Raw genomic sequence first — 26,122 nt, forward strand, 5'->3', positions numbered from 1 at the left:
GGTCACTCCGTCCAGCACAGTGAGTCGGCAATGGCGTCGAACAGGCCGGCCATCGCGTCGGCCAGCGGCTCCAGCGGAGTCGAGAAGTCCAGCAGCAGGAACGCCGCCGCCCTCGGGACGGGCAGGTGGTACTCCACGGATGTGGAGAAGTGGGCGGCGCCGCCGGAGCCGTCACCGGCCTGTTCGACCTGCTTCCGCACCCGGACCGCCGGGCCCGAGGTCAGCTCACCGATACCGACCTCCTGACCGGCAGGGCCGTTCTCGGCAAGGGACCGCGCGAGGGCGTCGAGGGGCAGCGGTTCCCGGTGCTTCAGAGGGGCGAGCGTCACCAGGAGCGAGGCCGGGACGGTGAAAGGGCCGGCCTGCTGAAGGCTCAGATAGAGCTCTATGCCGCCATTGCGGTACGCCTTGGCTGCCCGGCGCAGCAGATCCTTCCGCAGTTCGGCCTTGAGGTGCGGGGCGTTGTCGACCCCCTCGAACTGCCGCTCCACGAGCGCCGCGACCGAACTGTCGCGCTCATCGGGCTCCAGCGCGATACGGAACCAGCCGTCGGGAAGCAGTAGCCGGTAGTCGGCGGGGGCGGCGGAGGGCGGTGCGTCGTCCAGGTTGAGGTGCTGCCGGTCCGGATCGGTCATGGCACATTCTTCTTTTCCGGTATGGGGCGGTCGAGGCGCAAGCGGCTTTCCAGCTGATGCACTGCATAGGGCGCTGCCTGCAGGAACCAGCCGACAAATCCGAGCAGGATCGCGGTGTCGCCCGCAGCAGCATGGGTGTCCGAGATCCGCAGGCCCTGCCCCACGGAGAGCAAGGGGCTGACGATCATCACAGCGGTTGAGGACATACCGGCGATGGTGCCCGGGAAGCGGGAGGCCCCGCGTGCTTCGGCGGCCTTCGCAGGAAGGACTCCCAGCCCGGCGGCGAAGAACTTCTTGGGCCACCCGCCCCGGCGGCTCAGCCGGTGGTCGGACGCCGGGAGCCGAGCCCCCCGTCGGAGCTCGGACCAACCGGCGCCGCCCCCGGGACCGCCGAACCACAGCTCCCAGGGCAGTACCGCGCGGACCTGCCCGTCGGGTCCGCGCAGCTCGGCGCCCAGCGGGTGTCCGGTGTGGTCGAGCACCCGGACCAGTGACGCCACGCGGTGCGGCCCGCCGCGCGGCAGCCAGATTTCCTGCCCGGAGAGATCACGCAGTACGAGATCACGGTCCTGGATGCGCAGTTCGGTGTCCCGGCAGAACCGGACCGTAGCTCCCGTTCCGGCAGAAGGCCGGGGGGCGATTCTGGAGGGTGCCCCCGGCACGTAACGGCGCATCCGTACGCGTGTCCAGACACGCAGCACCAGCCGGGCCACGGGCGCAAGCACGGCCGCGACGGCCGAGACCAGGATCAGCCAGGGGGTTCGTGCACCGGAGAGGACGATGACGGTGAAGGCGGCGAGCCAGACGGCACCGGCGGTCAGACGTACACCCCAGTACCAGTACGGGAAGGGGCTGCCGGGCCCCAGCAAAAGGCTCCGGCGGAAGGAATCGGTACCCGCCACCTTGGGGTCGCTCCTGTCCCGCACCGTGTGCAGCGGAATCCCGGCGGCGGTCAGCAGTGCGGACATCCCGGTACGGGCCAGCAGCTGCTCGCCGCCGACCGCGCCCTTCGGCAGCTCGCCCGACTCGGGCAGCCAGTCGTCCAGATCGAGGTAGCCGATCAGCCCGCCGTCGCCGTTCTGGAACTGGATCCTGCCCCAGGAGCCACGCACCGGCGGCCCCATATGCCCCTCCAGGTCCGGCCCGACCGTGTCGATGAAGACCGCGCGGGCGATCCCGCCCGTACCCCCGACCGCGAACCGGCGTTCCCCGGAACGCCGCCGCAGGACCAACTCGCCGCCGTCCAGGAAGAGTCGGGCCCGGTGACACAGCTCAAGACCGGGGCCCCGCATCGCCACCGGCCTGAGTGCGGGCTCCGTGGGAGCGGCTGTCGTCCGGGGCGAGCCGACGTTCATTGGATTTCCCGGGTCAGGGGTGAGTGGCGGCATCAACCAGTGACCTTGTCACAGAGGGATGTCACGGTGCCGTACGCCCCCTCGGCCCCGGCGACGACTCCGGTGGCGGTGCTCATCCCGCGGGCTTCCCGGGCTGCTTGTCCGTGCTCCGGAGTGCGTCGGCGAGCTCGTGGTCGATCTTCACGTAAGACTCGGCGGCCGCGGGCAAAGCTCGCGGCCGAAGCAGACCGGCCCCGCTCCACCGAGGGAGCGGGGCCGGTCGCACCGGACATTCCGGCGGGCCGCCGGATGTGGCGGCTGGATGACGGCTAGATGAGGCCCTGGGCCAGCATCGCGTCCGCGACCCGTTCGAAACCGGCGATGTTGGCGCCGGTCACGTAGTTGCCGGGGGCGCCGTAGCGTTCGGCGGTCTCGTAGCAGGTGTGGTGGATGTCGCGCATGATCCGCAGCAGTTCGTCCTCGACGCGCTCCGGCGCCCAGGTGTCACGGGCCGCGTTCTGCTGCATCTCCAGGGCGCTGACCGCGACACCGCCCGCGTTGGCCGCCTTGCCGGGGCCGAAGGCGACTCCCGCCTCGTGGAGGACGTCGACGGCCTCCATGGTGGTGGGCATGTTGGCGCCCTCGGAGACGGCCTTGACCCCGTTGCGCACGAGGGTCGCGGCGGCGTCGGCGTCGAGTTCGTTCTGGGTGGCGGACGGCAGTGCGATGTCCGCGGGCACGTTCCAGACGCTGCCGCCGCTGATGTACCGGGCGGACCCGCCGCGGCGCGCGGCGTACTCGCTGATGCGCGCGCGTTCGACCTCCTTGATCTGCTTCAGGAGTTCGACGTCGATGCCCTTGTCGTCGATGACGTAGCCACCGGAGTCCGAGCAGGTCAGAGCGTTGGCCCCGAGGGCCTTGAGCTTCTCGATGGTGTAGATGGCGACGTTGCCGGAGCCGGAGACCACCGCGGTCTGGCCCTGGAGGTCCTCGCCGCGGCGGCGCAGCATCTCGGCGGCGAAGTAGACGTTGCCGTAGCCGGTCGCCTCGGGCCGGATGGACGAGCCGCCCCAGGAGAGGCCCTTGCCGGTGAGGACGCCGGACTCCCAGCGGTTGGTGATGCGCCGGTACTGGCCGAAGAGATAGCCGATCTCCCGGCCGCCGACGCCGATGTCACCGGCGGGCACGTCGGTGTGCGCGCCGATGTGGCGGTGCAGTTCCGTCATGAAGGACTGGCAGAAGCGCATGACCTCGGAGTCGGAGCGGCCGTGCGGGTCGAAGTCGCTGCCGCCCTTGCCGCCGCCGATGCCGAGACCGGTCAGCGCGTTCTTGAAGACCTGCTCGAAGCCCAGGAACTTCACGATGCCGAGGTTCACCGAGGAGTGGAAACGCAGACCGCCCTTGTACGGGCCGAGCGCGCTGTTGAACTCCACCCGGAAGCCGCGGTTGACGTGCACCCTCCCCCGGTCGTCCTGCCAGGGCACCCGGAAGATGATCTGCCGCTCCGGCTCGCAGAGGCGTTCCACCAGGCTCGCCTGGGCGTAGTCGTCCCGCACGGCCAGCACCGGCGCCAGGCTCTCCAGAACTTCGTGAACTGCCTGGTGGAACTCGGGCTGGGCCGGGTTGCGGTGCTCGATCTCGGTGCGCAGCGCAGCGAGCTTGTCCTTCGAAGAACTCGTGGTTGGCGGTGTCACAGGTGTCCCTTCCTGTCGGGCGCAGACGGCGGCCGCCCGTGTGCGGCGGGCGGCCGTCGGACCCAGTGTCTCCCCTCAACGATCGTCCCGGCGAGAACACCTGTGCCCAACCGTCCGGTTACTGAGACGGCGAGCGGGCCCGCGACCCGCCGGACGGCCGGTGCGGCGGCGGTGCCGACGAGGTTTTCCCGGGCTGGGGAGGGGAGATCCTCCGGGGGTCTCAAGGGTGTTCCCCAGCTCTCGTCCGTGGTGCCCTCCGTCGCGGCCGGGCACCACGGCCGGGTACCGCCGCCGGGTACCACGAAATCCCCGTACCACCGCTCCCACCTCCCGTAACAGCGTCCGGCCCGGAAGCAACCTCCGGTCGGCGAACCCCGTCAAGCAGACCGGGAGAGCACGGGAGGACCCGTGCAGGGGAACGGACGGAGCACCTTCACATGGGGATATCGGGGATATCGCAGGGGCCCGGCCCCACACACCAGGGGCCCGGTCCCACACACCACGAGTCCGGTCACGCACCGCACGAGTCCGGCCCCGCACCCCACCGGTCCGGCCCCTCCCGGAGGTTCCTGCTCGCAGGGCTCGGTACGGCCGCCGCGTCCGCCGCGCTCAGCGCCTGCTCCGTACCCGCGTCGCCGCGCCGTACCACCACCACCGCCGACCCGATGCCGGGCAAGGCGATATCCATAGCCAGGCACGACCGGCTCATGCAGATACTGGCCCACCCCGACGACGACATGTACTTCATGAACCCGGACACCCAGCGGATGCTGGACTCCGGGACGCCCCTGATCTGCGTGTACGTCACCGCAGGCGAGGCCACCGGTATCAACGTCGTCGCAGGACAGCCGCACCCCGCCCCCGACAAGCCCGCCTACTCGTCGGCCCGGCACCAGGGCCTGCGCCAGGCGTACGCGGTACAGCTGGGCCTCCCGCCGTTCACCCAGTGGCAGAAGGACGTCATCGCGCTGCGCGGCGGCCACCGTGCGGAGATCAACACGCTGGTGCGGGGCGCCCGCAGGGTCGAGCTGATCTTCCTCAACACGGCCATGCACACCGCACACGGGCGGCTGGGCCTGCCATCGCTCTGGACCGACCGGGGGCTCAGCCTGCGGACCGTGGTCGCCGAGGGCTCCCCGCTCCAGGAGGCGGGCGCGTACACGTACGACGCGATGGTCGACGTGCTCACCGGGCTGATGGCGCAGTACCGCCCGACCGTCATCCACACCCTCGACCCCGACCCGGACATCCAGCACAGCCCGAACGCGGTCCGCCGCAAGGACAGCGAGCAGGTCGGCTACTCCGACCACGCGGACCACACCGCCACCGCCTCCTTCAGCTGGGCGGCGATGATCCGCTGGGTCGCCGAGGCCACGCAGGGGAAGGGCGAGGTGCCGGCCTTCGTCGCCACCTCCTACCGGGGCTACTACAACCGCCACTGGCCGAAGAACCTGTCGCCGAAGGTCCTCGCCCAGAAGGCCGCGAACCTGCTCCCTTACGGCGGTGACGAAGCCTGGAACTGCGGAAACCCGGGCGGCTGCGGCGACTACAACGTGGGCATCGGCCGGCCGCTGACCAACAAGAAGGGGTGGGTCCGCTCCACCCACTACCGGTATCCGGGCCCGCGACCCGTCCTGGCCACCGAGCCGGACGGACGCCTCGCCGGGTACGGGGTCCTCGGCCTGCGCGCGGTGCGCTGGCGCGAGACGGCTCCGGGCAACGGCCAGTGGGGGCCGCCGCACGACCTGGGCGGCGGGCCGCTGGCCCCGACGCTCGGCGCGGCCGCGCTCAAGGACGGCCGGCAGCTGCTCTTCGGGCTGCGGTTCTCCTCGATAGCCGGGCACGGCTCGACCAACACGCGCGAAATAGTGCTGCTCCAACAGCGCACGCCCGGCGGGAAGTTCGCGGCGTGGACCGGGCTCGGCAACCCTGAGGGCGACCCGGACCGGGGCCGCCGGATAGGCGTCCCCGTCGCGGTCACCGACCGTGCGGGGCAGGTGCACCTCTTCGTACGCGACGCCGACCAGGGCATCAGCACCCGGGTCCGCTCCACCGGGGGGAGCTGGTCCCCCTGGCGGAGTCTGGGCGGCGGCCAGATCCAGGACGGCCTCTCCGCCACGGTCGACACGGCGGGCCGTGTCCATGTCTTCGCCTCGGGCCGGGACACCGTGCACCACTGGACCCAGACCGCGGCGGGCGGCCCCGTGGTGCTGTACCCGGACCCCCTCCTGCCGCTGCCGGGCGACTTCCCCACCGCTGTCGCCGCCAAGGACGGCGGCGTGGACGTGTACTACCGCGGGCCCGCGACGGCCGCGACGACCCACGTGCACCTGGGCGGCAACCGACCCGGCACCCGCCCCGGCACTCCCTCCGGCGCCCGCCCTCAGGGGCCCGCGCTGCTCGGCCAGGACGACCAGGGCCGTATCCAGCTCCTGCTGGACGGCAAGGTACTGCGGCGCACCGACGGCGTCGTACCGCTCGCGGGGGCCGCCCTGCTGGCCGAGGGGACCGGGACCGCCGGGGACTCCTCCGGCCCGACCGTGGCCGGCCTCGGCCCGGGAGCACTCCCCTGGCTGTGGCGGCCGGTCCGGGCCGTGTAGCCGCACCCGCGCACCGCGCGGCCCACCCACCAACCGGCCGGAGGCCCGCCACCGGGCCGGCCACACAGAAGGGCCCCCGGTCCGCCGCGAACGGCGGGCCGGGGGCCCTCTGCTGTTACCAGGTGCTCTGTGTGAGCGACCAGGTCAGACCATCAAGTGATTACTTGAGGATCTTCGTGACCTGGCCGGCGCCCACGGTCCGGCCACCCTCACGGATGGCGAACTTCAGGCCCTCTTCCATGGCGACGGGCTGGATCAGCGAGACGCTCATGAGGGTGTTGTCGCCCGGCATGACCATCTCGGTGCCCTCGGGAAGGGTCACAACGCCCGTTACGTCCGTGGTACGGAAGTAGAACTGCGGGCGGTAGTTGTTGAAGAAGGGGGTGTGACGGCCACCCTCGTCCTTCGACAGGATGTAGGCCTGGGCCTCGAACTCGGTGTGCGGCGTGACCGAACCGGGCTTGATGATGACCTGGCCGCGCTCGACGTCCTCGCGCTTGATGCCACGGAGGAGCAGACCGACGTTCTCACCGGCCTGGCCCTCGTCGAGCAGCTTGCGGAACATCTCGATGCCGGTGACCGTGGTGGTGGTCTTGTCCTGCTTGATGCCCACGATGTCAACGGTCTCGTTGACCTTGAGGACACCACGCTCGATACGACCGGTGACGACGGTGCCACGACCGGTGATCGTGAAGACGTCCTCGATCGGCATCAGGAACGGCTTCTCGACGTCACGCTCGGGCTGCGGGATCGACTCGTCGACGGCCTTCATCAGGTCGAGGACGGTCTGGCCCCACTCCTTGTCGCCCTCAAGGGCCTTGAGCGCCGAGACCTTGACGACCGGAAGGTCGTCGCCCGGGAACTCGTACTCGGAGAGGAGCTCACGGACCTCGAGCTCGACGAGCTCCAGGATCTCCTCGTCGTCCACCATGTCGGCCTTGTTCAGCGCGACAACGATGTACGGAACGCCGACCTGGCGGGCCAGGAGCACGTGCTCCTTGGTCTGCGGCATCGGGCCGTCGGTGGCCGCGACCACGAGGATGGCGCCGTCCATCTGCGCCGCACCCGTGATCATGTTCTTGATGTAGTCGGCGTGACCCGGGCAGTCGACGTGCGCGTAGTGACGCGACTCCGTCTGGTACTCGACGTGCGCGATCGAGATCGTGATACCGCGCTGGCGCTCCTCGGGAGCCTTGTCGATCTGGTCGAAGGCCGAGGCCTCGTTCAGGTCCGGGTACGCGTCGTGCAGCACCTTGGTAATGGCGGCCGTGAGGGTCGTCTTACCGTGGTCGATGTGACCGATGGTGCCGATGTTGACGTGCGGCTTAGTCCGCTCGAACTTTGCCTTCGCCACTGGGTCCTCCTGCGGAGTGGTTCTGTACGCCTTGCTTCATCGGCGCCAGGTGATCTTTGCTGGGATGCCGGGGCCCGGGGCATACGCCGCATTGCTTGCGCTCTGCGTCGAATGCCCCAGTGGCTCCGGTGATAAGCCTAAAGCGTGGACTCGGAAGAGTTACTCGCCCTTGGCCTTCGCGATGATCTCCTCGGCGACGTTCCGCGGAACCTCGGCGTAGGAGTCGAACTGCATCGAGTAGCTTGCGCGACCCGAGGTCTTGCTGCGGAGGTCTCCGACGTAGCCGAACATCTCCGAGAGGGGCACGAGGCCCTTCACGACGCGAGCGCCACTGCGCTCCTCCATGGCCTGGATCTGGCCACGGCGGGAGTTGAGGTCGCCGATGACATCGCCCATGTAGTCCTCGGGCGTGGTGACCTCGACGGCCATCATCGGCTCGAGGAGCACGGGGGACGCCTTGCGGGCACCCTCCTTGAACGCCTGCGAACCGGCGATCTTGAAGGCGAGCTCCGAGGAGTCCACCTCGTGGTAGCCACCGTCGAGAAGGGTGATGCGGACACCCACCATCTCGTAACCGGCGAGGATGCCGAACTTCATGGCTTCCTGCGCGCCCGCGTCCACCGAGGGGATGTACTCACGGGGGATGCGGCCACCGGTGACCTTGTTCACGAACTCGTAGGTCGCGTCGCCGCCCTCGATGGGCTCCATCGCGATCTGCACCTTCGCGAACTGGCCGGTACCACCAGTCTGCTTCTTGTGCGTGTAGTCGATACGGTCGACGGTCTTGCGGATCGTCTCGCGGTACGCGACCTGGGGCTTGCCGACGTTCGCCTCGACGCGGAACTCGCGCTTCATGCGGTCGACGAGCACCTCGAGGTGAAGCTCGCCCATACCACCGATGATGGTCTGGCCGGTCTCCTCCTCGGAGTGGACCTGGAAGGAGGGGTCCTCCTCCGAGAGCCGCTGGATGGCGACACCCAGCTTCTCCTGGTCACCCTTGGACTTGGGCTCGATGGCGACCTCGATGACCGGCGCCGGGAAGTCCATGGACTCCAGGATCACCGGCTGCTTGTCGTCGCAGAGCGTCTCACCGGTCGTGGTCTGCTTGAGCCCCATGACGGCGATGATGTCGCCCGCGCCCACCGACGCGATCTCCTCACGCTTGTTCGCGTGCATGCGGTAGATCTTGCCGATGCGCTCCTTCTTGCCCTTGACCGAGTTCAGCACCGCGGTGCCGGCCTCAAGGCGGCCCGAATAAATCCGGACGAAGGTGAGCTTGCCGAGGTGCGGGTCGCTCGCGATCTTGAACGCAAGACCGGAGAACGGCTCGTCGTCGGACGGCTGGCGCCTGACGACGGTCTCGGGGTCCTTGACGTCGTGGCCCTCGATGGCCTCGACGTCCAGGGGGGAAGGCAGGTAGCGGACGACCGCGTCGAGCAGGGGCTGGACGCCCTTGTTCTTGAAGGCCGTGCCACAGAAGACGGGAGTGACGGTGACGGAGTCCGCGGAGCCCTTGGAAGCAAGGGTGATCCGGCGGATCGCCGCGTACAGCTGCTCCTCGGTGGGCTCCTGGCCCTCGAGGTACAGCTCCATCATCTCGTCGTCGTTCTCCGAGACGGCTTCGAGCAGCTTGCCGCGCCACTCGTCGGCCGCCTCGGTGTGGGTCTCCGGGATGTCGACGACGTCGTACATCTCGCCCTTGGTCGCCTCGGCGGACCAGACAAAGGCCTTCATCGTCACGAGGTCGACGACGCCCTTGAAGTCGGCCTCGGCGCCGATCGGGAGCTGCATGACCAGCGGCACCGCACCGAGGCGGTCGACGATCATGTCGACGCAGCGGTGGAACTCGGCACCGGTACGGTCCAGCTTGTTGACGAAGCAGATGCGCGGAACGCCGTAGCGGTCCGCCTGACGCCAGACAGTCTCGGACTGCGGCTCGACGCCCGCGACACCGTCGAACACGGTGACAGCGCCGTCGAGGACGCGGAGCGAACGCTCCACCTCGACGGTGAAGTCGACGTGACCCGGGGTGTCGATGATGTTGATCGTGTGATCGACATCGTTGAGCGGCCAGTGGCAGGTCGTCGCGGCCGACGTGATCGTGATGCCGCGCTCCTGCTCCTGCTCCATCCAGTCCATCGTGGCTGCGCCGTCGTGGACTTCACCGATCTTGTAGCTCACACCGGTGTAGAAGAGGATCCGCTCAGTGGTGGTCGTCTTGCCCGCGTCGATGTGGGCCATGATCCCAATGTTGCGGACCTTGGCCAGGTCAAGCGAAGTGGTGGCCATAAGGCTCAATCTTCTCTCGGTCTCGATGTGGGTAGCGACTACCAGCGGTAGTGCGCGAAGGCCTTGTTGGACTCGGCCATCTTGTGGGTGTCCTCACGCTTCTTGACAGCAGCGCCAAGACCGTTCGAGGCGTCGAGCAGCTCGTTGGTGAGCCGCTCGGTCATCGTCTTCTCGCGACGGGCGCGGGAGTAGCCGACGACCCAGCGCAGCGCGAGGGTGGCGGCGCGACCGGGCTTGACCTCGATCGGCACCTGGTAGGTGGCGCCACCGACACGGCGGGACTTGACCTCGAGAGACGGCTTGACGTTCTCAAGAGCGCGCTTCAGCGTGATGACCGGGTCGGCGCCGGTCTTCTCGCGAAGGCCCTCCATGGCGCCGTACACGATCCGCTCGGCGGTGGAACGCTTGCCGTTCAGCAGGATCTTGTTGATCAGCGAGGTGACAAGAGGAGAACCATAGACCGGGTCAATGATGACCGGGCGCTTCGGGGCGGGGCCCTTACGAGGCATTCTTACTTCTCCTTCTTGGCGCCGTAGCGGCTGCGGGCCTGCTTGCGGTTCTTGACACCCTGGGTGTCGAGCGAACCGCGGATGATCTTGTAGCGAACACCGGGCAGGTCCTTCACACGGCCACCACGCACGAGCACGATCGAGTGCTCCTGCAGGTTGTGTCCCTCACCCGGGATGTACGCCGTGACCTCAATGCCGGAGGTCAGACGGACACGCGCGACCTTACGGAGCGCCGAGTTGGGCTTCTTCGGGGTGGTCGTGAAGACACGGGTGCAGACACCACGACGCTGGGGCGAGCCCTCGAGCGCGGGGGTCTTGTTCTTCTCGACCTTGTCCTGCCGGCCCTTCCGGACCAGCTGCTGGATCGTAGGCACTACTTCTCCGGTTTCTGTGTGCCGTGTAGAACTAACCTGGAACCACTCCGACCCACGCGGTCGGGTGTGTCGAATACTGCAGACCTCCGCCGAGATGGCGGAAAGGTCACAGATTGCGGTGGTCGCTTACAGCTCGTCATGCGGTTGAGGACACGCACAGGAGCCAGGGCACACCCCAGGCACAAGGTCAGAGCGTACCTACCGCATCGGCTGCGGTCAAAACAAATGCCCACGCGGGCGGACAGACCGCCCTGGCCCGGCACGGAGCGGGCCGGTACGGGCCCCGCGCCGCCCTGGAGCGGGTACGCCGCAGGGCGGCCACCCCGGAGGATGACCGCCCTGCGCCGAGCGACTCGCTTACTGGTTGTACGGACCGTAGTCGTAGTCCTCCAGCGGGACGGCCTGGCCGGAGCCGGTGCCGAACGGCGAGTAGTCGATGTCGTCGTAGCCGACGGCCGAGTACATCGCGGCCTTGGCCTCCTCGGTGGGCTCCACCCGGATGTTGCGGTAGCGGGCGAGGCCCGTACCGGCCGGGATGAGCTTACCGATGATGACGTTCTCCTTGAGGCCGATCAGGGAGTCCGACTTGGCGTTGATCGCCGCGTCGGTCAGGACCCTGGTGGTCTCCTGGAAGGACGCCGCCGACAGCCACGACTCGGTGGCCAGCGAGGCCTTGGTGATACCCATCAGCTGCGGACGGCCGGAGGCCGGGTGGCCGCCTTCCGTGACCACACGACGGTTCTCGGTCTCGAACTTCGAGCGCTCGACGAGCTCGCCCGGCAGCAGTTCCGCGTCGCCGGACTCGATGATCGTCACACGGCGCAGCATCTGCCGGATGATGATCTCGATGTGCTTGTCGTGGATCGACACGCCCTGCGAGTTGTAGACCTTCTGGACTTCGCCGACCAGGTGGACCTGGACCGCACGCTGGCCGAGGATGCGCAGCACGTCGTGCGGGTTGGTGGCACCCACGGTGAGCTTCTGGCCCACCTCGACGCGGTCGCCCTCGCCCACGAGCAGACGGGCCCGCTTGGAGATCGGGAAGGGCGTCTCCTCGCTGCCGTCGTCCGGGGTGACGACGAGCTTCTTCGTCTTCTCGGTCTCCTCGATGCGGACGGAGCCCGCGGCCTCGGAGATCGGCGCGACACCCTTGGGCGTACGGGCCTCGAAGAGCTCGACGACACGCGGCAGACCCTGCGTGATGTCGTCACCGGCCACACCACCGGTGTGGAAGGTACGCATCGTCAGCTGGGTACCGGGCTCGCCGATGGACTGGGCGGCGATGATGCCGACCGCCTCACCGATGTCGACCAGCTTGCCGGTGGCCAGCGAGCGTCCGTAGCAGAAGGCACAGGTGCCGACCGCGGACTCACAGGTCAGGACCGAGCGGGTCTTGACCTCCTCGACACCGGCGCCCACCAGGGCGTCGATCAGGACGTCACCCAGGTCGACGTTGGCCGGCGCGATGACCTTGCCGTCGATGACGACGTCCTCGGCGAGCATGCGGGCGTAGACCGAGGTCTCGACGTCCTCCGTCTTGCGGAGCACACCGTCCTCGCCCTTGACCGCGATCTTGAGCTTCAGGCCGCGCTCGGTGCCGCAGTCCTCCTCGCGGATGATCACGTCCTGCGAGACGTCCACCAGACGACGGGTCAGGTAACCCGAGTCGGCGGTACGCAGGGCGGTGTCCGCGAGGCCCTTACGGGCACCGTGGGTGGAGATGAAGTACTCGAGGACGGAAAGGCCCTCACGGAACGACGCCTTGATGGGACGCGGGATCGTCTCGTTCTTCGCGTTCGACACCAGACCACGCATACCGGCGATCTGACGCATCTGCATCATGTTTCCTCGGGCACCCGAGTCAACCATCATGAAGATGGGGTTCGTCTTGGGGAAGTTCGCGTTCATCGCCTCGGCAACCTCGTTGGTCGCCTTGGTCCAGATCGCGATGAGCTCCTGCGTGCGCTCGTCCTTGGTGATCAGACCGCGCTCGTACTGCTTCTGGACCTTCTCGTCCTGGGCCTCGTAGCCCTGGACGATGGCCTTCTTGGCCTCCGGGACGACGATGTCCGAAACGGCGACGGTGACGCCGGAACGGGTCGCCCAGTGGAAGCCCGCCGCCTTCAGGTTGTCGAGCGTCGCCGCCACGATGACCTTGGGGTAGCGCTCGGCCAGGTCGTTGACGATCTCGGAGAGCTGCTTCTTGCCCACCGAGTAGTCGACGAACGGGTAGTCCTCGGGCAGCAGCTCGTTGAAGAGCGCGCGGCCCAGGGTCGTACGCAGCCGGAAGGTGTCGCCCGGCTGGTACTCGGGCTCGCCCGGCTCGTTGACCGGCGGCACCCAGCCACGCGGCGGGATGGTGCCCACCGGGAAGCGGATGTCGACCTTCGCCTGCAGCGACAGCTCGCGGTTGTCGAAGGCCATGATCGCCTCGGCCGCGGAACCGAAGCTCCGGCCCTCGCCGATGACCTTGCGCTCCGCCTCGTCGGTCGTGAGGAAGAACAGTCCGAGCACCATGTCCTGGGTGGGCATGGTGACGGGACGGCCGTCGGCCGGCTTCAGGATGTTGTTCGAGGACAGCATCAGGATGCGGGCCTCGGCCTGCGCCTCTGCCGACAGCGGCAGGTGGACGGCCATCTGGTCACCGTCGAAGTCCGCGTTGAACGCGGTGCAGACGAGCGGGTGGATCTGGATGGCCTTGCCCTCGACCAGCTGCGGCTCGAAGGCCTGGATGCCCAGGCGGTGCAGGGTCGGTGCACGGTTCAGCAGCACCGGGTGCTCGGCGATGACCTCTTCGAGGACGTCGTACACCACGGTGCGGCCGCGCTCGACCATGCGCTTGGCCGACTTGATGTTCTGCGCGTGGTTCAGGTCCACCAGGCGCTTCATCACGAACGGCTTGAAGAGCTCCAGCGCCATGGCCTTCGGCAGACCGCACTGGTGCAGCTTGAGCTGCGGGCCGACGACGATCACGGAACGCGCGGAGTAGTCCACACGCTTGCCGAGGAGGTTCTGACGGAAACGGCCCTGCTTGCCCTTGAGCATGTCGCTCAGGGACTTCAGGGGACGGTTGCCGGGACCGGTGACCGGGCGACCGCGGCGGCCGTTGTCGAACAGCGCGTCGACGGCCTCCTGCAGCATCCGCTTCTCGTTGTTCACGATGATCTCGGGGGCACCGAGGTCAAGGAGACGCTTGAGGCGGTTGTTGCGGTTGATCACACGGCGGTACAGGTCGTTCAGGTCGGAGGTCGCGAAGCGGCCACCGTCCAGCTGCACCATCGGACGCAGGTCCGGCGGGATGACCGGTACGCAGTCCAGCACCATGCCCTTGGGCTTGTTGCTGGTCTGCAGGAACGCGGAGACGACCTTGAGGCGCTTGAGCGCACGGGTCTTCTTCTGGCCCTTGCCGGTACGGATGATCTCGCGGAGGCGCTCGGCCTCCTCGTCGAGGTCGAAGGACTCCAGGCGCTTCTGCAGGGCGGCGGCGCCCATGCAGCCGTCGAAGTACGTGCCGAAGCGGTCACGCAGCTCGCGGTAGAGCAGCTCGTCGCCCTCCAGGTCCTGGACCTTGAGGCTCTTGAAGCGGCTCCACACCTCGTCGAGACGGTCGATCTCGCGCTGCGCACGGTCACGCAGCTGCTTCATCTCGCGCTCGGCGCCTTCGCGCACCTTGCGGCGGACGTCGGCCTTGGCGCCCTCGGCCTCCAGCTCGGCCAGGTCGGTCTCGAGCTTCTTGGCGCGGGCCTCCAGGTCGGAGTCGCGGCGGTTCTCGACCTGCTGGCGCTCGACGGAGACGTGTGCCTCCAGCGAGGGCAGGTCGCGCGTCCGGCGCTCCTCGTCCACAAAGGTGATCATGTACGCGGCGAAGTAGATGACCTTTTCGAGGTCCTTCGGCGCGAGGTCGAGCAGGTAGCCCAGACGGGACGGGACACCCTTGAAGTACCAGATGTGGGTGACGGGAGCGGCCAGCTCAATGTGGCCCATCCGCTCACGACGCACCTTGGCGCGAGTGACCTCGACGCCGCAGCGCTCGCAGATGATGCCCTTGAAGCGGACACGCTTGTACTTGCCGCAGTAGCACTCCCAGTCCCGGGTGGGGCCGAAGATCTTCTCGCAGAAGAGTCCGTCCTTCTCGGGCTTGAGGGTGCGGTAGTTGATGGTCTCCGGCTTCTTCACTTCGCCGTGGGACCAGGTCCGGATGTCGTCCGCGGTGGCGAGGCCAATCCGCAGCTCGTCGAAGAAGTTGACGTCGAGCACTTGTCGTCAATCCCTCTTTCGGGGGTTCGAGCCCCTCGCGTCAGCGAGAAAAATGGGCACTTCAGCAATGGTCTGAACGGGTCCGGGGAGAGCCGGCCGCCTCAGAGCGAGGCGGCCGGCCAACCCGTCAGACCTCTTCGACGCTGCTCGGCTCTCGCCGGGACAGGTCGATACCGAGCTCCTCCGCTGCACGGAAGACGTCCTCGTCCGTGTCGCGCATCTCGATGGACATGCCGTCCGAGGACAGCACCTCCACGTTGAGGCAGAGCGACTGCATCTCCTTGATGAGCACCTTGAAGGACTCGGGAATGCCGGGCTCGGGGATGTTCTCGCCCTTGACGATGGCCTCGTAGACCTTCACGCGGCCGGTCACGTCGTCGGACTTGATCGTCAGCAGCTCCTGGAGGGCGTACGCGGCGCCATAAGCCTCCAGCGCCCACACCTCCATCTCTCCGAAGCGCTGTCCACCGAACTGAGCCTTACCACCCAGCGGCTGCTGGGTGATCATCGAGTACGGACCGGTCGAACGCGCGTGCAGCTTGTCGTCGACCAGGTGGTGGAGCTTGAGGATGTACATGTACCCGACCGAGACCGGGTCCGGGAACGGCTCGCCGGAGCGGCCGTCGAACATCCGGGCCTTGCCGGACGGGAGGACCATGCGGTCGCCGTCGCGGTTCGGGATGGTGGACTCGAAGAGACCGGAGATCTCGTCCTCGCGCGCACCGTCGAAGACCGGGGTGGCGACGTTGGTGCCGGGGGCGACGTCGTCGGCGCCGATGGACTTGAGGCGCTCCATCCACTCCTCGTTGCCCTCGACCTTCCAGCCCTGGCTGGCGAGCCAGCCGAGGTGGATCTCCAGGACCTGGCCCGGGTTCATCCGGGACGGGACACCCAGCGGGTTGAGGATGATGTCGACCGGGGTTCCGTCCTCCAGGAACGGCATGTCCTCGATCGGCAGGATCTTCGAGATGACGCCCTTGTTGCCGTGACGGCCGGCGAGCTTGTCACCGTCGGTGATCTTGCGCTTCTGCGCGACGTAGACGCGGACCAGCTGGTTCACGCCCGGCGGCAGCTCGTCGCCCTCTTCGCGGTCGAAGACGCGGACGCCGATGACCTTGCCGATCTCACCGTGCGGCACCTTCAGCGAGGTGTCGCGCACTTCGCGCGCCTTCTCGCCGAAGATCGCGCGGAGCAGGCGCTCCTCCGGGGTGAGCTCGGTCTCGCCCTTGGGCGTGACCTTGCCGACCAGGATGTCGCCGGCGACGACGTCGGCACCGATACGGATGATGCCGCGCTCGTCGAGGTCGGCGAGGACCTCTTCGGAGACGTTCGGGATGTCCCGGGTGATCTCCTCCGGGCCGAGCTTGGTGTCACGGGCGTCGACCTCGTGCTCCTCGATGTGGATCGAGGAGAGGACATCGTCCTGCACGAGGCGCTGCGACAGGATGATCGCGTCCTCGTAGTTGTGACCTTCCCACGGCATGAAGGCGACAAGGAGGTTCTTGCCGAGCGCCATCTCGCCGTTCTCGGTCGCCGGACCGTCGGCCAGCACCTGGCTCTCGATCACGCGGTCGCCCTCGTTGACGACGACCTTCTGGTTGACCGATGTGCCCTGGTTCGAGCGGGAGAACTTGGCGATGCGGTACGTGGAGTACGTGCCGTCGTCGTTGGCGATGGTGATGTAGTCCGCGGATACCTCCTGGACCACACCGTCCTTCTCCGCCTTGAGGACGTCACCGGCGTCGACCGCGCAGCGGTACTCCATGCCGGTGCCGACCAGCGGCGCCTCGGACTGGATCAGCGGCACGGCCTGACGCATCATGTTCGCGCCCATGAGGGCACGGTTGGCGTCGTCGTGCTCGAGGAACGGGATCATGGCGGTCGCGACCGACACCATCTGGCGCGGCGAGACATCCATGTAGTCGACGTCGTCGCCGGGGATGTAGTCGACCTCGCCACCACGGCGGCGGACCAGGACGCGCGGTTCGGTGAACCGCATGTCCTCGGAGAGCGTCGCGTTGGCCTGGGCGATGACGAAGCGGTCTTCCTCGTCGGCCGTCAGGTAGTCGACGTCGTCGGTGACGACACCTTCGACGACCTTGCGGTACGGCGTCTCGACGAAGCCGAACGCGTTGACCCGGCCGTACGAGGCGAGCGAACCGATCAGACCGATGTTCGGGCCTTCGGGCGTCTCGATCGGGCACATGCGTCCGTAGTGGGACGGGTGCACGTCACGGACCTCGAAGCCGGCCCGCTCACGGGAGAGACCACCCGGGCCAAGAGCCGACAGGCGGCGCTTGTGGGTGAGACCCGACAGCGGGTTGTTCTGGTCCATGAACTGGGACAGCTGGCTGGTGCCGAAGAACTCCTTGATGGAGGCGACGACGGGCCGGATGTTGATCAGGGTCTGCGGCGTGATCGCCTCGACGTCCTGGGTCGTCATGCGCTCACGCACGACGCGCTCCATCCGGGCCAGGCCGGTACGGACCTGGTTCTGGATGAGCTCGCCGACGTTCCGCAGACGGCGGTTGCCGAAGTGGTCGATGTCGTCGGTCTCGACGACGATCTGACGGCCGGACTCGCCCACCGTCTCGGTCTCGCCGGCGTGCAGCTTGACCAGGTACTTGATGGTGGCGATGACGTCGTCGCTGGTGAGGACACCGGCGTCGAGCGGCTCGTCGGCGCCGAGCTTCTTGTTCACCTTGTAGCGGCCGACCTTCGCGAGGTCGTAGCGCTTCGGGTTGAAGTAGAGGTTCTCGAGCAGCGTCTGAGCAGCCTCACGCGTGGGCGGCTCGCCCGGACGCAGCTTGCGGTAGATGTCGAGCAGTGCGTCGTCCTGGCCCTGGGTGTGGTCCTTCTCCAGGGTGGCGCGCATCGACTCGTACTCGCCGAACTCTTCGAGGATCTGCTCAGTGGTCCAGCCGAGAGCCTTGAGGAGGACGGTGACGGACTGCTTGCGCTTGCGGTCGATGCGGACACCGACCATGTCGCGCTTGTCGATCTCCATCTCCAGCCAGGCACCCCGGGACGGGATGATCTTGGCCGAGAAGATGTCCTTGTCGGACGTCTTGTCGATGGAGGAGTCGAAGTAGACACCGGGCGAACGGACGAGCTGCGACACCACGACACGCTCGGTGCCGTTGATGACGAAGGTGCCCTTGTTGGTCATGAGCGGGAAATCGCCCATGAAGACCGTCTGAGACTTGATCTCACCGGTCTCGTTGTTGGTGAACTCGGCCGTGACGAAGAGCGGCGCAGCGAACGTGAAGTCGCGGTCCTTGCACTCGTCGATCGAGTTCTTCGGGGGCTCGAAACGGTGGTCGCGGAACGTCAGCGACATCGACCCCGAGAAGTCCTCGATCGGCGAGATCTCTTCGAAGATCTCTTCCAGACCGGACTTGGTGGGAACGTCCTGTCCGCTCTCGAGAGCGGCCTCGACGCGACCCTTCCAAGCGGCATTCCCGAGCAGCCAGTCAAAGCTCTCGGTCTGCAGCGCAAGGAGGTTCGGAACCTCGAGGGGCTCCCTGATCTTTGCAAAGGAGATGCGCAGCGGGGCGGTGCTGGCGCCGTTGTTCGTATTGGAGGTCGAGGCGTTGCGCGAGGCGGCCAAGAGGGGGTCCTTCCGAGGGCTCGGACTCACTACGCGCGTACCGGTCCCAAGCGGGGCACAGAGAGAGACATCCCAGGTCAGGGAGGGCAGTCGTCGATGCTCAAGCGTGGGCATGCCCCTGGTGACGGGCAGGAGGCAGCTAACAGGCAGCGCAAAGGGTCAGTGTAGCCACTGGGCTCACTGATGTCCAGAGCGGGTTCTGGGAGACCCTCATTCTTCTTCTCAACACCTGCGTCAAAGCTTCCCTCTTCGTCGCCGATCCATGCCTCGGATACGGATCGATGTGACGACGCGTCCTGAGAATTGCGCGCTCCGTGCGGTTCGTCAAGGCCCCCCACCCCTCGGGGGTCGCCGTCGGCCACGCTGCGGGAGCGAGAGGGGGCACCAGGGCCCGGCGCGCAACGAAGATCACCATACTCGCCACGACGGGAAGAGCAAGGCAGGCAGGAGGGCGTCAGGCACGCGAAAGGGCGACCACCCGGATGGGTGATCGCCCTTCACTGTGCAGGTGTACGCCGAGGGCGTACGAGGGAGTCCGGGGACTCCCGGGAATTACTTGACCTCGACCGAGGCGCCGGCGCCCTTGAGGGACTCGGCAGCCTTCTCAGCGGCCTCCTTGGCGACCTTCTCGAGGACGGGCTTCGGGGCGCCGTCCACGAGGTCCTTGGCCTCCTTGAGGCCCAGCGAGGTCAGCTCACGCACGACCTTGATGACCTGGATCTTCTTGTCGCCGGCACCGGTGAGGATGACGTCGAACTCGTCCTGCTCCTCCGGGGCCTCGGCGGCGGCAGCGGCGCCACCGGCGGCGGCAACGGCGACCGGGGCGGCAGCCTTGACGTCGAACTTCTCCTCGAAGGCCTTGACGAACTCGGAGAGCTCGATGAGGGTCAGGTTCTCGAACTGCTCAAGCAGGTCGTCCTGGGACAGCTTCGCCATGATGGCGTCCTTCCACGTTTTCGGCAGGTGCCGGGTGTATATGACGGCGGGCGTACGGGGCCCGCTGCGACGCGAAGCCGAATTACTCGGCGTCGGCCTCGGCGGGAGCCGGCGTACCGGCACCGCCCTGCTCGACCTTGGCGCGAAGAGCGTCCGCGGTGCGGACGAACTCCGACAGCGGGGCCTGGAAAGTCGCCGCGGCCTTGGCCATCGACGCCTTGATTCCACCGGCCACCTTGGCGAGCAGAACCTCGCGGGACTCGAGGTCCGCGAGCTTCTTGATCTCATCCGCGGACAGCGCCTTACCATCAAGGACACCGCCCTTGATGACGAGGTTGGGGTTCTCCTTGGCGAAGTCACGAAGACCCTTCGCCGACTCCACCGGGTCACCGGTGACGAAGGCAACCGCCGTCGGACCTGCGAACAGGTCGTCCAGCGTGTTGATCCCGGCCTCGTTGGCCGCGATCTTGGTCAGCGTGTTCTTCACCACGGCGTACTGGGCGTTCTCACCGAGCGAACGGCGCAGCTGCTTGAGCTGGGCCACGGTGAGACCCCGGTACTCGGTCAGCACAGCGGCGTTCGAGCTGCGGAACTTGTCCGCCAGCTCGGCTACCGCGGCAGCCTTGTCGGGCCTTGCCATAGAGCGTCGGCCTCCTTCCGGGTGATGAGGACCGCTCAGAAGGGGCTGGACAGACGAAACGCCCCGGCACAGGTGCACGGGGCGCGAGCTCGACCGGACGAGTCCGGGAGCACTTCCACGATCACCTGCGCGAGTCGCCCGCATCCAGCGGATCCTTCGGCCACCGCGCCCTCTTACGAGCACACGGCAACGACCAGCGGTCTTTGGCTTCCTCGGAAGAGTACGCGAGCAGGGGCACGGCGGGCAAATCCGTTCCGCGGCAGCTGATTAAGCACCCGGCGCGGGGGTAGAGGGCGGCGTCTTCACCAGCTCGGTGAAGTCCACGGTGTCGCCCGCGGGCGGCTCGTCGGCCCGTACCGCCGCGCCGTAGCCGGAGTAGTACACGGTGGCGCTGTACGTCCCCGTCCTCAGCCTGCCACGCTCGGTCTTCTTCACCAGCAGGTCGTTCCGGTCGACCCAGATGTCGACCGTCTCGGTGCTGATCCCGGCGGCGGTCAGCTCGGCCTTGAACGCCTTCAGCCCGGCCGCTCCGAGCGCCGAGTCCCGTTCCGTCAGCGCGGCGACATCGACCGTGCCCGAGTAGTGCGTGGCCGGCACGCCCCGGATCTCGTCGCGTCCGGCACGCCGCACATCGCCCGAGGCGAGCAGCGCCTTCACGCCCTGGTCGGGTGCCGTCTTCTGCATCTGCGCCCGCATCGCGGCGCCGGAGGCCCCCATGAGCCGGGAGAGGTCCGCGTAGCCGTATCTGATCCAGCGCCTGCCGCCGGTCCGCGCGGCGAAGCCCTGGCCCATGTCGGCGTAGTAGGCGTCGTGCCGGTAGCGGGCCCTGATCGTGCGGTCCGCGCCCGCCTGCCGCAGCGCGCCTGCCAGGGTGCCGCCGGTGTACGTGATGTCCAGGGCGCCCGTGACACCGCTGCCCCAGGCGACGGTGCCCTTGACCCGGGTGGACATCTCGGGGCCCAGCACGGTCGTCCCCTCGACCCTGGCGGACCGGGCGTGGTCCGTGCTCCGGTCGACGGCCCGCAGCGCGGTGACGGAGCCGTCCGCCGCCGTCCGCTCCGGCGCCGAGGAGCCCGCGCCACCGCCCGTACCGCCTGCGCCACCCCCGCTGCCGCCGCCGCCCGCCGAGCAGCCCGCCAGCGCGGCGGCCAGCGCCATGGCTGTCACGGCCGCCCCGCGCCCCCGCCGTACCGCCGTGCCGCCCATGAACTGCCCGCCCCTCAGGTCCCGTTGGTCGCACAGGCCATTGTGCCGGGGCGGCGGGCGGGCGTCCGGCAAAGGCGGGAAGTCCGGTCAGCCCGGAGAGTTCAGCGGTACGGAAGCGGCGGAGGCAACGCAAAAGGGCCGGGCCCCGCACCTCCGGAGAGGTGCGGGGCCCGGCTCACAGCACGCGTGTCCCGCGGCTGCCTGCCGATCCGGAGGATCAGACGGCGGCCGGGTCCTCCTCGACGAGGAGGTTGCGGGTGCGGTTGGAGTCCAGCGGGATGCCGGGGCCCATCGTGGTGGCCAGCGTGGCCTTCTTGATGTAGCGGCCCTTGGCGGCCGACGGCTTCAGACGGAGGACTTCCTCCAGCGCGGCGGCGTAGTTCTCGACCAGCTTCGTCTCGTCGAAGGAGACCTTGCCGATGATGAAGTGCAGGTTCGAGTGCTTGTCGACACGGAACTCGATCTTGCCGCCCTTGATGTCCGTGACAGCCTTCGTCACGTCCGGGGTGACCGTTCCGGTCTTCGGGTTCGGCATGAGCCCACGCGGACCGAGCACGCGGCCGAGGCGGCCGACCTTGCCCATGAGGTCCGGGGTGGCGACGACGGCGTCGAAGTCCAGACGGCCCTTCGCCACCTCGTCGATGAGCTCGTCGGCGCCGACGATGTCGGCGCCCGCGGCCTCCGCGGCCGCAGCACGGTCACCGGTCGCGAAGACCAGGACCCGGGCGGTCTTGCCGGTGCCGTGCGGCAGGTTCACGGTGCCGCGGACCATCTGGTCGGCCTTGCGCGGGTCGACGCCCAGACGCATGGCGACCTCGACGGTGCCGTCGAACTTGGTCGCGGAGGTGTCCTTGGCGAGGCGGACGGCTTCGAGCGGGGCGTACAGCTTGTCCGCGTCGACCTTGGCGTCCGCAGCGCGGAGAGTCTTGCTGCGCTTCACTTCTGCTCCTAGATGGGGAGTGGGAGTCGTGGTGCGGGCCGGCGCTGGCCCTACCACTGTGGTGCGGAGGGGGGCTTGATCAGCCCTCGACCGTGACGCCCATGGAACGGGCGGTGCCGGCGATGATCTTGGCCGCGGCCTCGATGTCGTTGGCGTTCAGGTCGGGCATCTTGGTCGTGGCGATCTCGCGGACCTGCTCGCCGGTGAGCTTGGCGACCTTGGTCTTGTGCGGCTCGCCGGAGCCCTTCTCCACGCCCGCGGCCTTGAGGATCAGCTTCGCGGCCGGCGGGGTCTTGGTGATGAAGGTGAAGGAGCGGTCCTCGTAGACCGTGATCTCCACCGGCACGACCATGCCACGCTGCGACTCGGTCGCCGCGTTGTAGGCCTTGCAGAACTCCATGATGTTGACGCCGTGCTGGCCCAGCGCGGGGCCGACCGGCGGAGCCGGGTTGGCCGCGCCGGCCTTGATCTGGAGCTTGATAAGCCCCGTGACCTTCTTCTTCTTGGGAGGCATTGCTCTCTCCGGGTCCTAGTGAGAGTGTTTCGCCGCCATCCGGTCATCCGGACGGAGGCATACCGCGCAACGATAACGGGTATAGCTGCGCGACCAAAAACCAAGCAGGTCAGACGGCTGCGTGAGCCGGTCTGACCTGCTTGGAAGGTGTGTGTGCCAGAAGCGCTGGGAAGCTCCGGAGAGCTCCTAGTTCTTCTGGATCTGGTCGAAGCTGAGCTCGACCGGGGTCTCGCGGCCGAAGATCTCGACGAGGCCCTTGACCTTCTTCGAGTCGGCGTTGATCTCGTTGATCGTCGCCTGGAGCGTCGCGAACGGGCCGTCGGTGACGGTGACCGAGTCGCCGACCTCGAAGTCGAGCACCTGGACCTCGACCTTGCGGGCCGGAGCCGGCTTGCCCTCGGCTTCCGCCGCCTCGCGGGCGGCCTTCTCCTCGGCCTCCGGGGCGAGCATCTTGACGATCTCGTCCAGGGTCAGCGGGTACGGGTCGTAGGCGTTGCCGACGAAGCCGGTGACTCCGGGGGTGTTGCGGACAACGCCCCAGGACTCGTTGGTGAGGTCCATGCGGACCAGGACGTAACCGGGAAGCTTGTTCTGGCGGACGTTCTTGCGCTCGCCGTTCTTGATCTGGACGATCTCTTCCTCGGGCACTTCGGCCTGGTAGATGAACTCCTCGACGTTCAGCGAGACGGCACGCTGTTCCAGGTTGGCCTTCACGCGCTTCTCGTAACCGGCGTACGTGTGGATGACGTACCACTCGCCGGGCAGACCGCGGAGTTCCTGGCGCAGGGCCTCGACCGGGTCGACCGGGGGGACGTCGGCGGCCTCTTCGGCCGCCTCTTCGTCCCCGGCCTCTTCGACGGCTTCCTCGACCTCGGCCACGGCTTCGGCATCCTCGTCGGACTCCGCGACGGCCACAGCCTCGTCCTCGGTGTGCACAGCGGCCTCTTCGGCGGGCTCACCGGCGACGGCGTCGGCAGCTTCGGCCTGGTCCGGCTTCCCAGCGTCCGCCGCCTCGACGATGTCGAGCTCGTCCTCTGCGGACTCGAAGCTTTCGCCCGGCTCGACGGCCTCGTTCAGGTTCGGGTCAGACACGGTGGCTGCTTCTTCCTGGATACAAATCGGGTGGAACATGCGAAAAAGACGCCGCTCCCGGCGTCTTTCGCGGATCAGCCAAAGACGTACTTGGCGGCCTGGTTGAAGCCATAGTCAATCACGGTCACGATGCCGATCATGATGACGACGAAAACGATCACCACGGTGGTGTAGGTCGAAAGCTGGTTACGCGTCGGCCAGACGACCTTGCGCAGCTCCGCGACGATCTGGCGGTAGAAGAGCGCGAGACGGCCGAAGGGGCCCTTCTTGCCGCGCTTCCCGCCCTTGCGCGTCTTCTTCGACTCCGGCGCTTCGTCATCCTGCGCATCAGGCACGTCGATGGAGCCGACGGCGTCCGTCACGATCTCTCACCTGATTCCGGGTCGTGGCCGTGCCGCGCCCGGTGGAGCCGCACGGCGGTGCATAGATGTACGTACATGCGCACACAGCCTGGCGAAGGTGTGTGTAGCAGGGCCGGAGGGACTTGAACCCCCAACCGCTGGTTTTGGAGACCAGTGCTCTACCAATTGAGCTACGACCCTTTGTGGTTCCCCCAACCTACCGCATCCGACCGGATGCACGGAGTGCGCTCGGCGGGACCGTCGGTGGAGGCCAACGACGAGTGAGTGTACGTGGTCGGGGGCCCGACGTCGAACAGCTTCGGCCGGGACGGTCCATGACGGGCCGGTGTCCTTCCGGTTCCGGCCCGGTTCCCGCTCGGTGTACGGCCGTTGCCCAGCCCGTGTCCAGCCCGGTGTCCGCCCATCGAAACCTGTGTGCCGAGTCCGTTTGCGGTCTGGGACCATGGGCCGCATGAGCGCCGCAACTCCTCCGACCGAGCGCAGGGTCTCCGCCCGCATCGGTGCCATCTCCGAGTCCGCCACCCTGGCCGTCGACGCCAAGGCGAAGGCGCTGAAGGCCGCCGGGCGTCCGGTGATCGGCTTCGGTGCCGGTGAGCCCGACTTCCCCACGCCCGGATACATCGTCGAGGCCGCGATCGAGGCCTGCCGCAACCCGAAGTACCACCGCTACACGCCGGCCGGCGGGCTCCCCGAGCTCAAGGCCGCCATCGCCGCGAAGACCCTGCGCGACTCCGGTTACGAGGTCGAGGCCTCCCAGGTGCTCGTCACCAACGGCGGCAAGCAGGCCATCTACGAGGCGTTCGCCGCGATCCTCGACCCGGGCGACGAGGTCATCGTCCCGGCTCCGTACTGGACCACGTACCCCGAGTCGATCCGGCTCGCGGGCGGTGTCCCGGTCGAGGTCGTCGCCGACGAGACCACCGGTTACCGGGTCTCCGTCGAGCAGCTGGAGGCCGCCCGCACGGAGCGGACCAAGGTCGTCCTCTTCGTCTCGCCGTCCAACCCGACGGGCGCCGTCTACAGCCCCGCCGACACGGAGGCCATCGGCCGCTGGGCCGTCGAGCACGGTCTGTGGGTGCTGACGGACGAGATCTACGAGCACCTGATCTACGGCGACGCGGAGTTCACCTCGCTGCCCGCCGTCGTGCCCGAGCTGCGCGACAAGTGCATCGTCGTCAACGGCGTGGCCAAGACGTACGCCATGACCGGCTGGCGCGTGGGGTGGATCGTGGGCCCGAAGGACGTCGTGAAGGCCGCGACCAACCTGCAGTCGCACGCCACCTCCAACGTCTCCAACGTCTCGCAGGCGGCCGCGCTCGCCGCGGTGTCGGGGAACCTGGACGCGGTCGACGAGATGCGCACCGCCTTCGACCGGCGCCGCAGGACCATCGTGCGGATGCTCAACGAGATCGACGGCGTGCTCTGCCCGGAGCCGGAGGGCGCGTTCTACGCGTACCCCTCGGTGAAGGCGCTCATCGGCAAGCAGATCCGCGGCAAGCGCCCGCAGAGCTCGGTGGAGCTGGCCGCGCTGATCCTGGACGAGGTCGAGGTCGCCGTGGTGCCCGGTGAGGCGTTCGGCACCCCCGGTTACCTGCGTCTGTCGTACGCGCTGGGCGACGATGACCTGGTCGAGGGCGTCTCCCGGATCCAGAAGCTGCTGGCCGAGGCGACGGACTGACAGGGTCACTGTCCGCGCGGCCGTCCGCGCGCTCCGTAAGGAACGGGCCTCCGGTTTTCCACCGGGGGCCCGTTTCTTCGTTCGGGCGCCTCCTCGTT

General features: G+C 68.0%; 18 protein-coding genes and 1 tRNA gene. 2 read left to right on the forward strand and 17 right to left on the reverse strand.

All coding sequences use genetic code 11. The annotated features are described in order from the left end of the window. Window positions 1-2: 2 nt before the first annotated feature. The 3 genes from OG285_RS13065 to gdhA form a co-directional block, all read right to left on the reverse strand. Window positions 3-635, reverse strand: a complete 633-nt coding sequence (locus OG285_RS13065; protein WP_371791026.1) for a hypothetical protein — start codon at window positions 633-635, stop codon at window positions 3-5. Continuing rightward, a complete protein-coding gene (locus tag OG285_RS13070) occupies window positions 632-1,990 on the reverse strand; it encodes a hypothetical protein (protein ID WP_371791027.1) in 1,359 nt (452 codons plus the stop codon). The genes OG285_RS13065 and OG285_RS13070 overlap by 4 nt, the downstream gene beginning before the upstream one ends. Before the next feature lie 308 nt (window positions 1,991-2,298). Then, window positions 2,299-3,663, reverse strand: coding sequence for an NADP-specific glutamate dehydrogenase (gdhA, locus tag OG285_RS13075; protein ID WP_371791028.1), 1,365 nt, complete (start codon window positions 3,661-3,663; stop codon window positions 2,299-2,301). A gap of 437 nt (window positions 3,664-4,100) precedes the next feature. Between gdhA and OG285_RS13080 the strand changes: the two genes are divergently transcribed. Beyond that, window positions 4,101-6,263: a PIG-L family deacetylase gene (locus tag OG285_RS13080; RefSeq protein ID WP_371791029.1), complete on the forward strand. Its 2,163-nt coding sequence runs from the start codon at window positions 4,101-4,103 to the stop codon at window positions 6,261-6,263. Window positions 6,264-6,423: 160 nt separating this feature from the next. On the opposite strand, the gene tuf is transcribed toward OG285_RS13080, so the two are convergent. The 14 genes from tuf to OG285_RS13150 all read right to left on the reverse strand — a co-directional run bounded on the left by tuf (window position 6,424) and on the right by OG285_RS13150 (window position 24,526). After that, window positions 6,424-7,617, reverse strand: coding sequence for an elongation factor Tu (gene tuf / locus OG285_RS13085; RefSeq protein ID WP_356828848.1), 1,194 nt, complete (start codon window positions 7,615-7,617; stop codon window positions 6,424-6,426). A gap of 159 nt (window positions 7,618-7,776) precedes the next feature. Continuing rightward, the gene (gene fusA / locus OG285_RS13090) at window positions 7,777-9,906 is read right to left on the reverse strand and encodes an elongation factor G (protein WP_356828850.1); all 2,130 of its coding nucleotides are present in this window, start codon (window positions 9,904-9,906) and stop codon (window positions 7,777-7,779) included. Between the two features lie 38 nt (window positions 9,907-9,944). Further along, complete coding sequence (gene rpsG, locus OG285_RS13095; protein ID WP_164264073.1) at window positions 9,945-10,415, reverse strand: 30S ribosomal protein S7; 471 nt, start codon at window positions 10,413-10,415, stop codon at window positions 9,945-9,947. Between the two features lie 2 nt (window positions 10,416-10,417). Further along, window positions 10,418-10,789 carry a 30S ribosomal protein S12 gene (gene rpsL, locus OG285_RS13100; protein ID WP_003948652.1) on the reverse strand — a complete coding sequence of 124 codons (372 nt, stop codon included), beginning with the start codon at window positions 10,787-10,789 and terminating at the stop codon, window positions 10,418-10,420. A gap of 357 nt (window positions 10,790-11,146) precedes the next feature. Beyond that, window positions 11,147-15,046 carry a DNA-directed RNA polymerase subunit beta' gene (locus OG285_RS13105; protein ID WP_356828852.1) on the reverse strand — a complete coding sequence of 1,300 codons (3,900 nt, stop codon included), beginning with the start codon at window positions 15,044-15,046 and terminating at the stop codon, window positions 11,147-11,149. Between the two features lie 127 nt (window positions 15,047-15,173). Then, the gene (gene rpoB, locus OG285_RS13110; protein ID WP_266854288.1) at window positions 15,174-18,656 is read right to left on the reverse strand and encodes a DNA-directed RNA polymerase subunit beta; all 3,483 of its coding nucleotides are present in this window, start codon (window positions 18,654-18,656) and stop codon (window positions 15,174-15,176) included. 552 nt (window positions 18,657-19,208) lie between these two features. Next, entirely contained in the window at window positions 19,209-19,592 is a 384-nt protein-coding gene (gene rplL, locus OG285_RS13115; protein WP_356828854.1) for a 50S ribosomal protein L7/L12, read from the reverse strand. A gap of 82 nt (window positions 19,593-19,674) precedes the next feature. Further along, complete coding sequence (gene rplJ, locus OG285_RS13120; protein WP_266854292.1) at window positions 19,675-20,232, reverse strand: 50S ribosomal protein L10; 558 nt, start codon at window positions 20,230-20,232, stop codon at window positions 19,675-19,677. A 267-nt stretch (window positions 20,233-20,499) separates the two neighbouring features. Further along, window positions 20,500-21,438 (reverse strand): hypothetical protein, encoded by a 939-nt coding sequence (locus OG285_RS13125; protein WP_371791030.1) that lies wholly within the window; start codon window positions 21,436-21,438, stop codon window positions 20,500-20,502. A gap of 217 nt (window positions 21,439-21,655) precedes the next feature. Then, window positions 21,656-22,378 carry a 50S ribosomal protein L1 gene (rplA, locus tag OG285_RS13130; protein WP_327295865.1) on the reverse strand — a complete coding sequence of 241 codons (723 nt, stop codon included), beginning with the start codon at window positions 22,376-22,378 and terminating at the stop codon, window positions 21,656-21,658. 79 nt (window positions 22,379-22,457) lie between these two features. Further along, window positions 22,458-22,892, reverse strand: coding sequence for a 50S ribosomal protein L11 (gene rplK, locus OG285_RS13135; RefSeq protein ID WP_164264062.1), 435 nt, complete (start codon window positions 22,890-22,892; stop codon window positions 22,458-22,460). 186 nt (window positions 22,893-23,078) lie between these two features. Continuing rightward, window positions 23,079-23,984: a transcription termination/antitermination protein NusG gene (nusG, locus tag OG285_RS13140; RefSeq protein WP_371791031.1), complete on the reverse strand. Its 906-nt coding sequence runs from the start codon at window positions 23,982-23,984 to the stop codon at window positions 23,079-23,081. 74 nt (window positions 23,985-24,058) lie between these two features. After that, window positions 24,059-24,346 carry a preprotein translocase subunit SecE gene (gene secE / locus OG285_RS13145; RefSeq protein ID WP_356828862.1) on the reverse strand — a complete coding sequence of 96 codons (288 nt, stop codon included), beginning with the start codon at window positions 24,344-24,346 and terminating at the stop codon, window positions 24,059-24,061. A 107-nt stretch (window positions 24,347-24,453) separates the two neighbouring features. Beyond that, window positions 24,454-24,526 (reverse strand) — tRNA-Trp (locus OG285_RS13150). 271 nt (window positions 24,527-24,797) lie between these two features. On the opposite strand from OG285_RS13150, the gene OG285_RS13155 reads away from it, so the two are divergent. Next, a complete protein-coding gene (locus tag OG285_RS13155; RefSeq protein ID WP_356828864.1) occupies window positions 24,798-26,024 on the forward strand; it encodes a pyridoxal phosphate-dependent aminotransferase in 1,227 nt (408 codons plus the stop codon). Window positions 26,025-26,122: the final 98 nt, after the last annotated feature.

Source organism: Streptomyces sp. NBC_01471 (assembly GCF_041438865.1).
GTDB lineage: Bacteria > Actinomycetota > Actinomycetes > Streptomycetales > Streptomycetaceae > Streptomyces.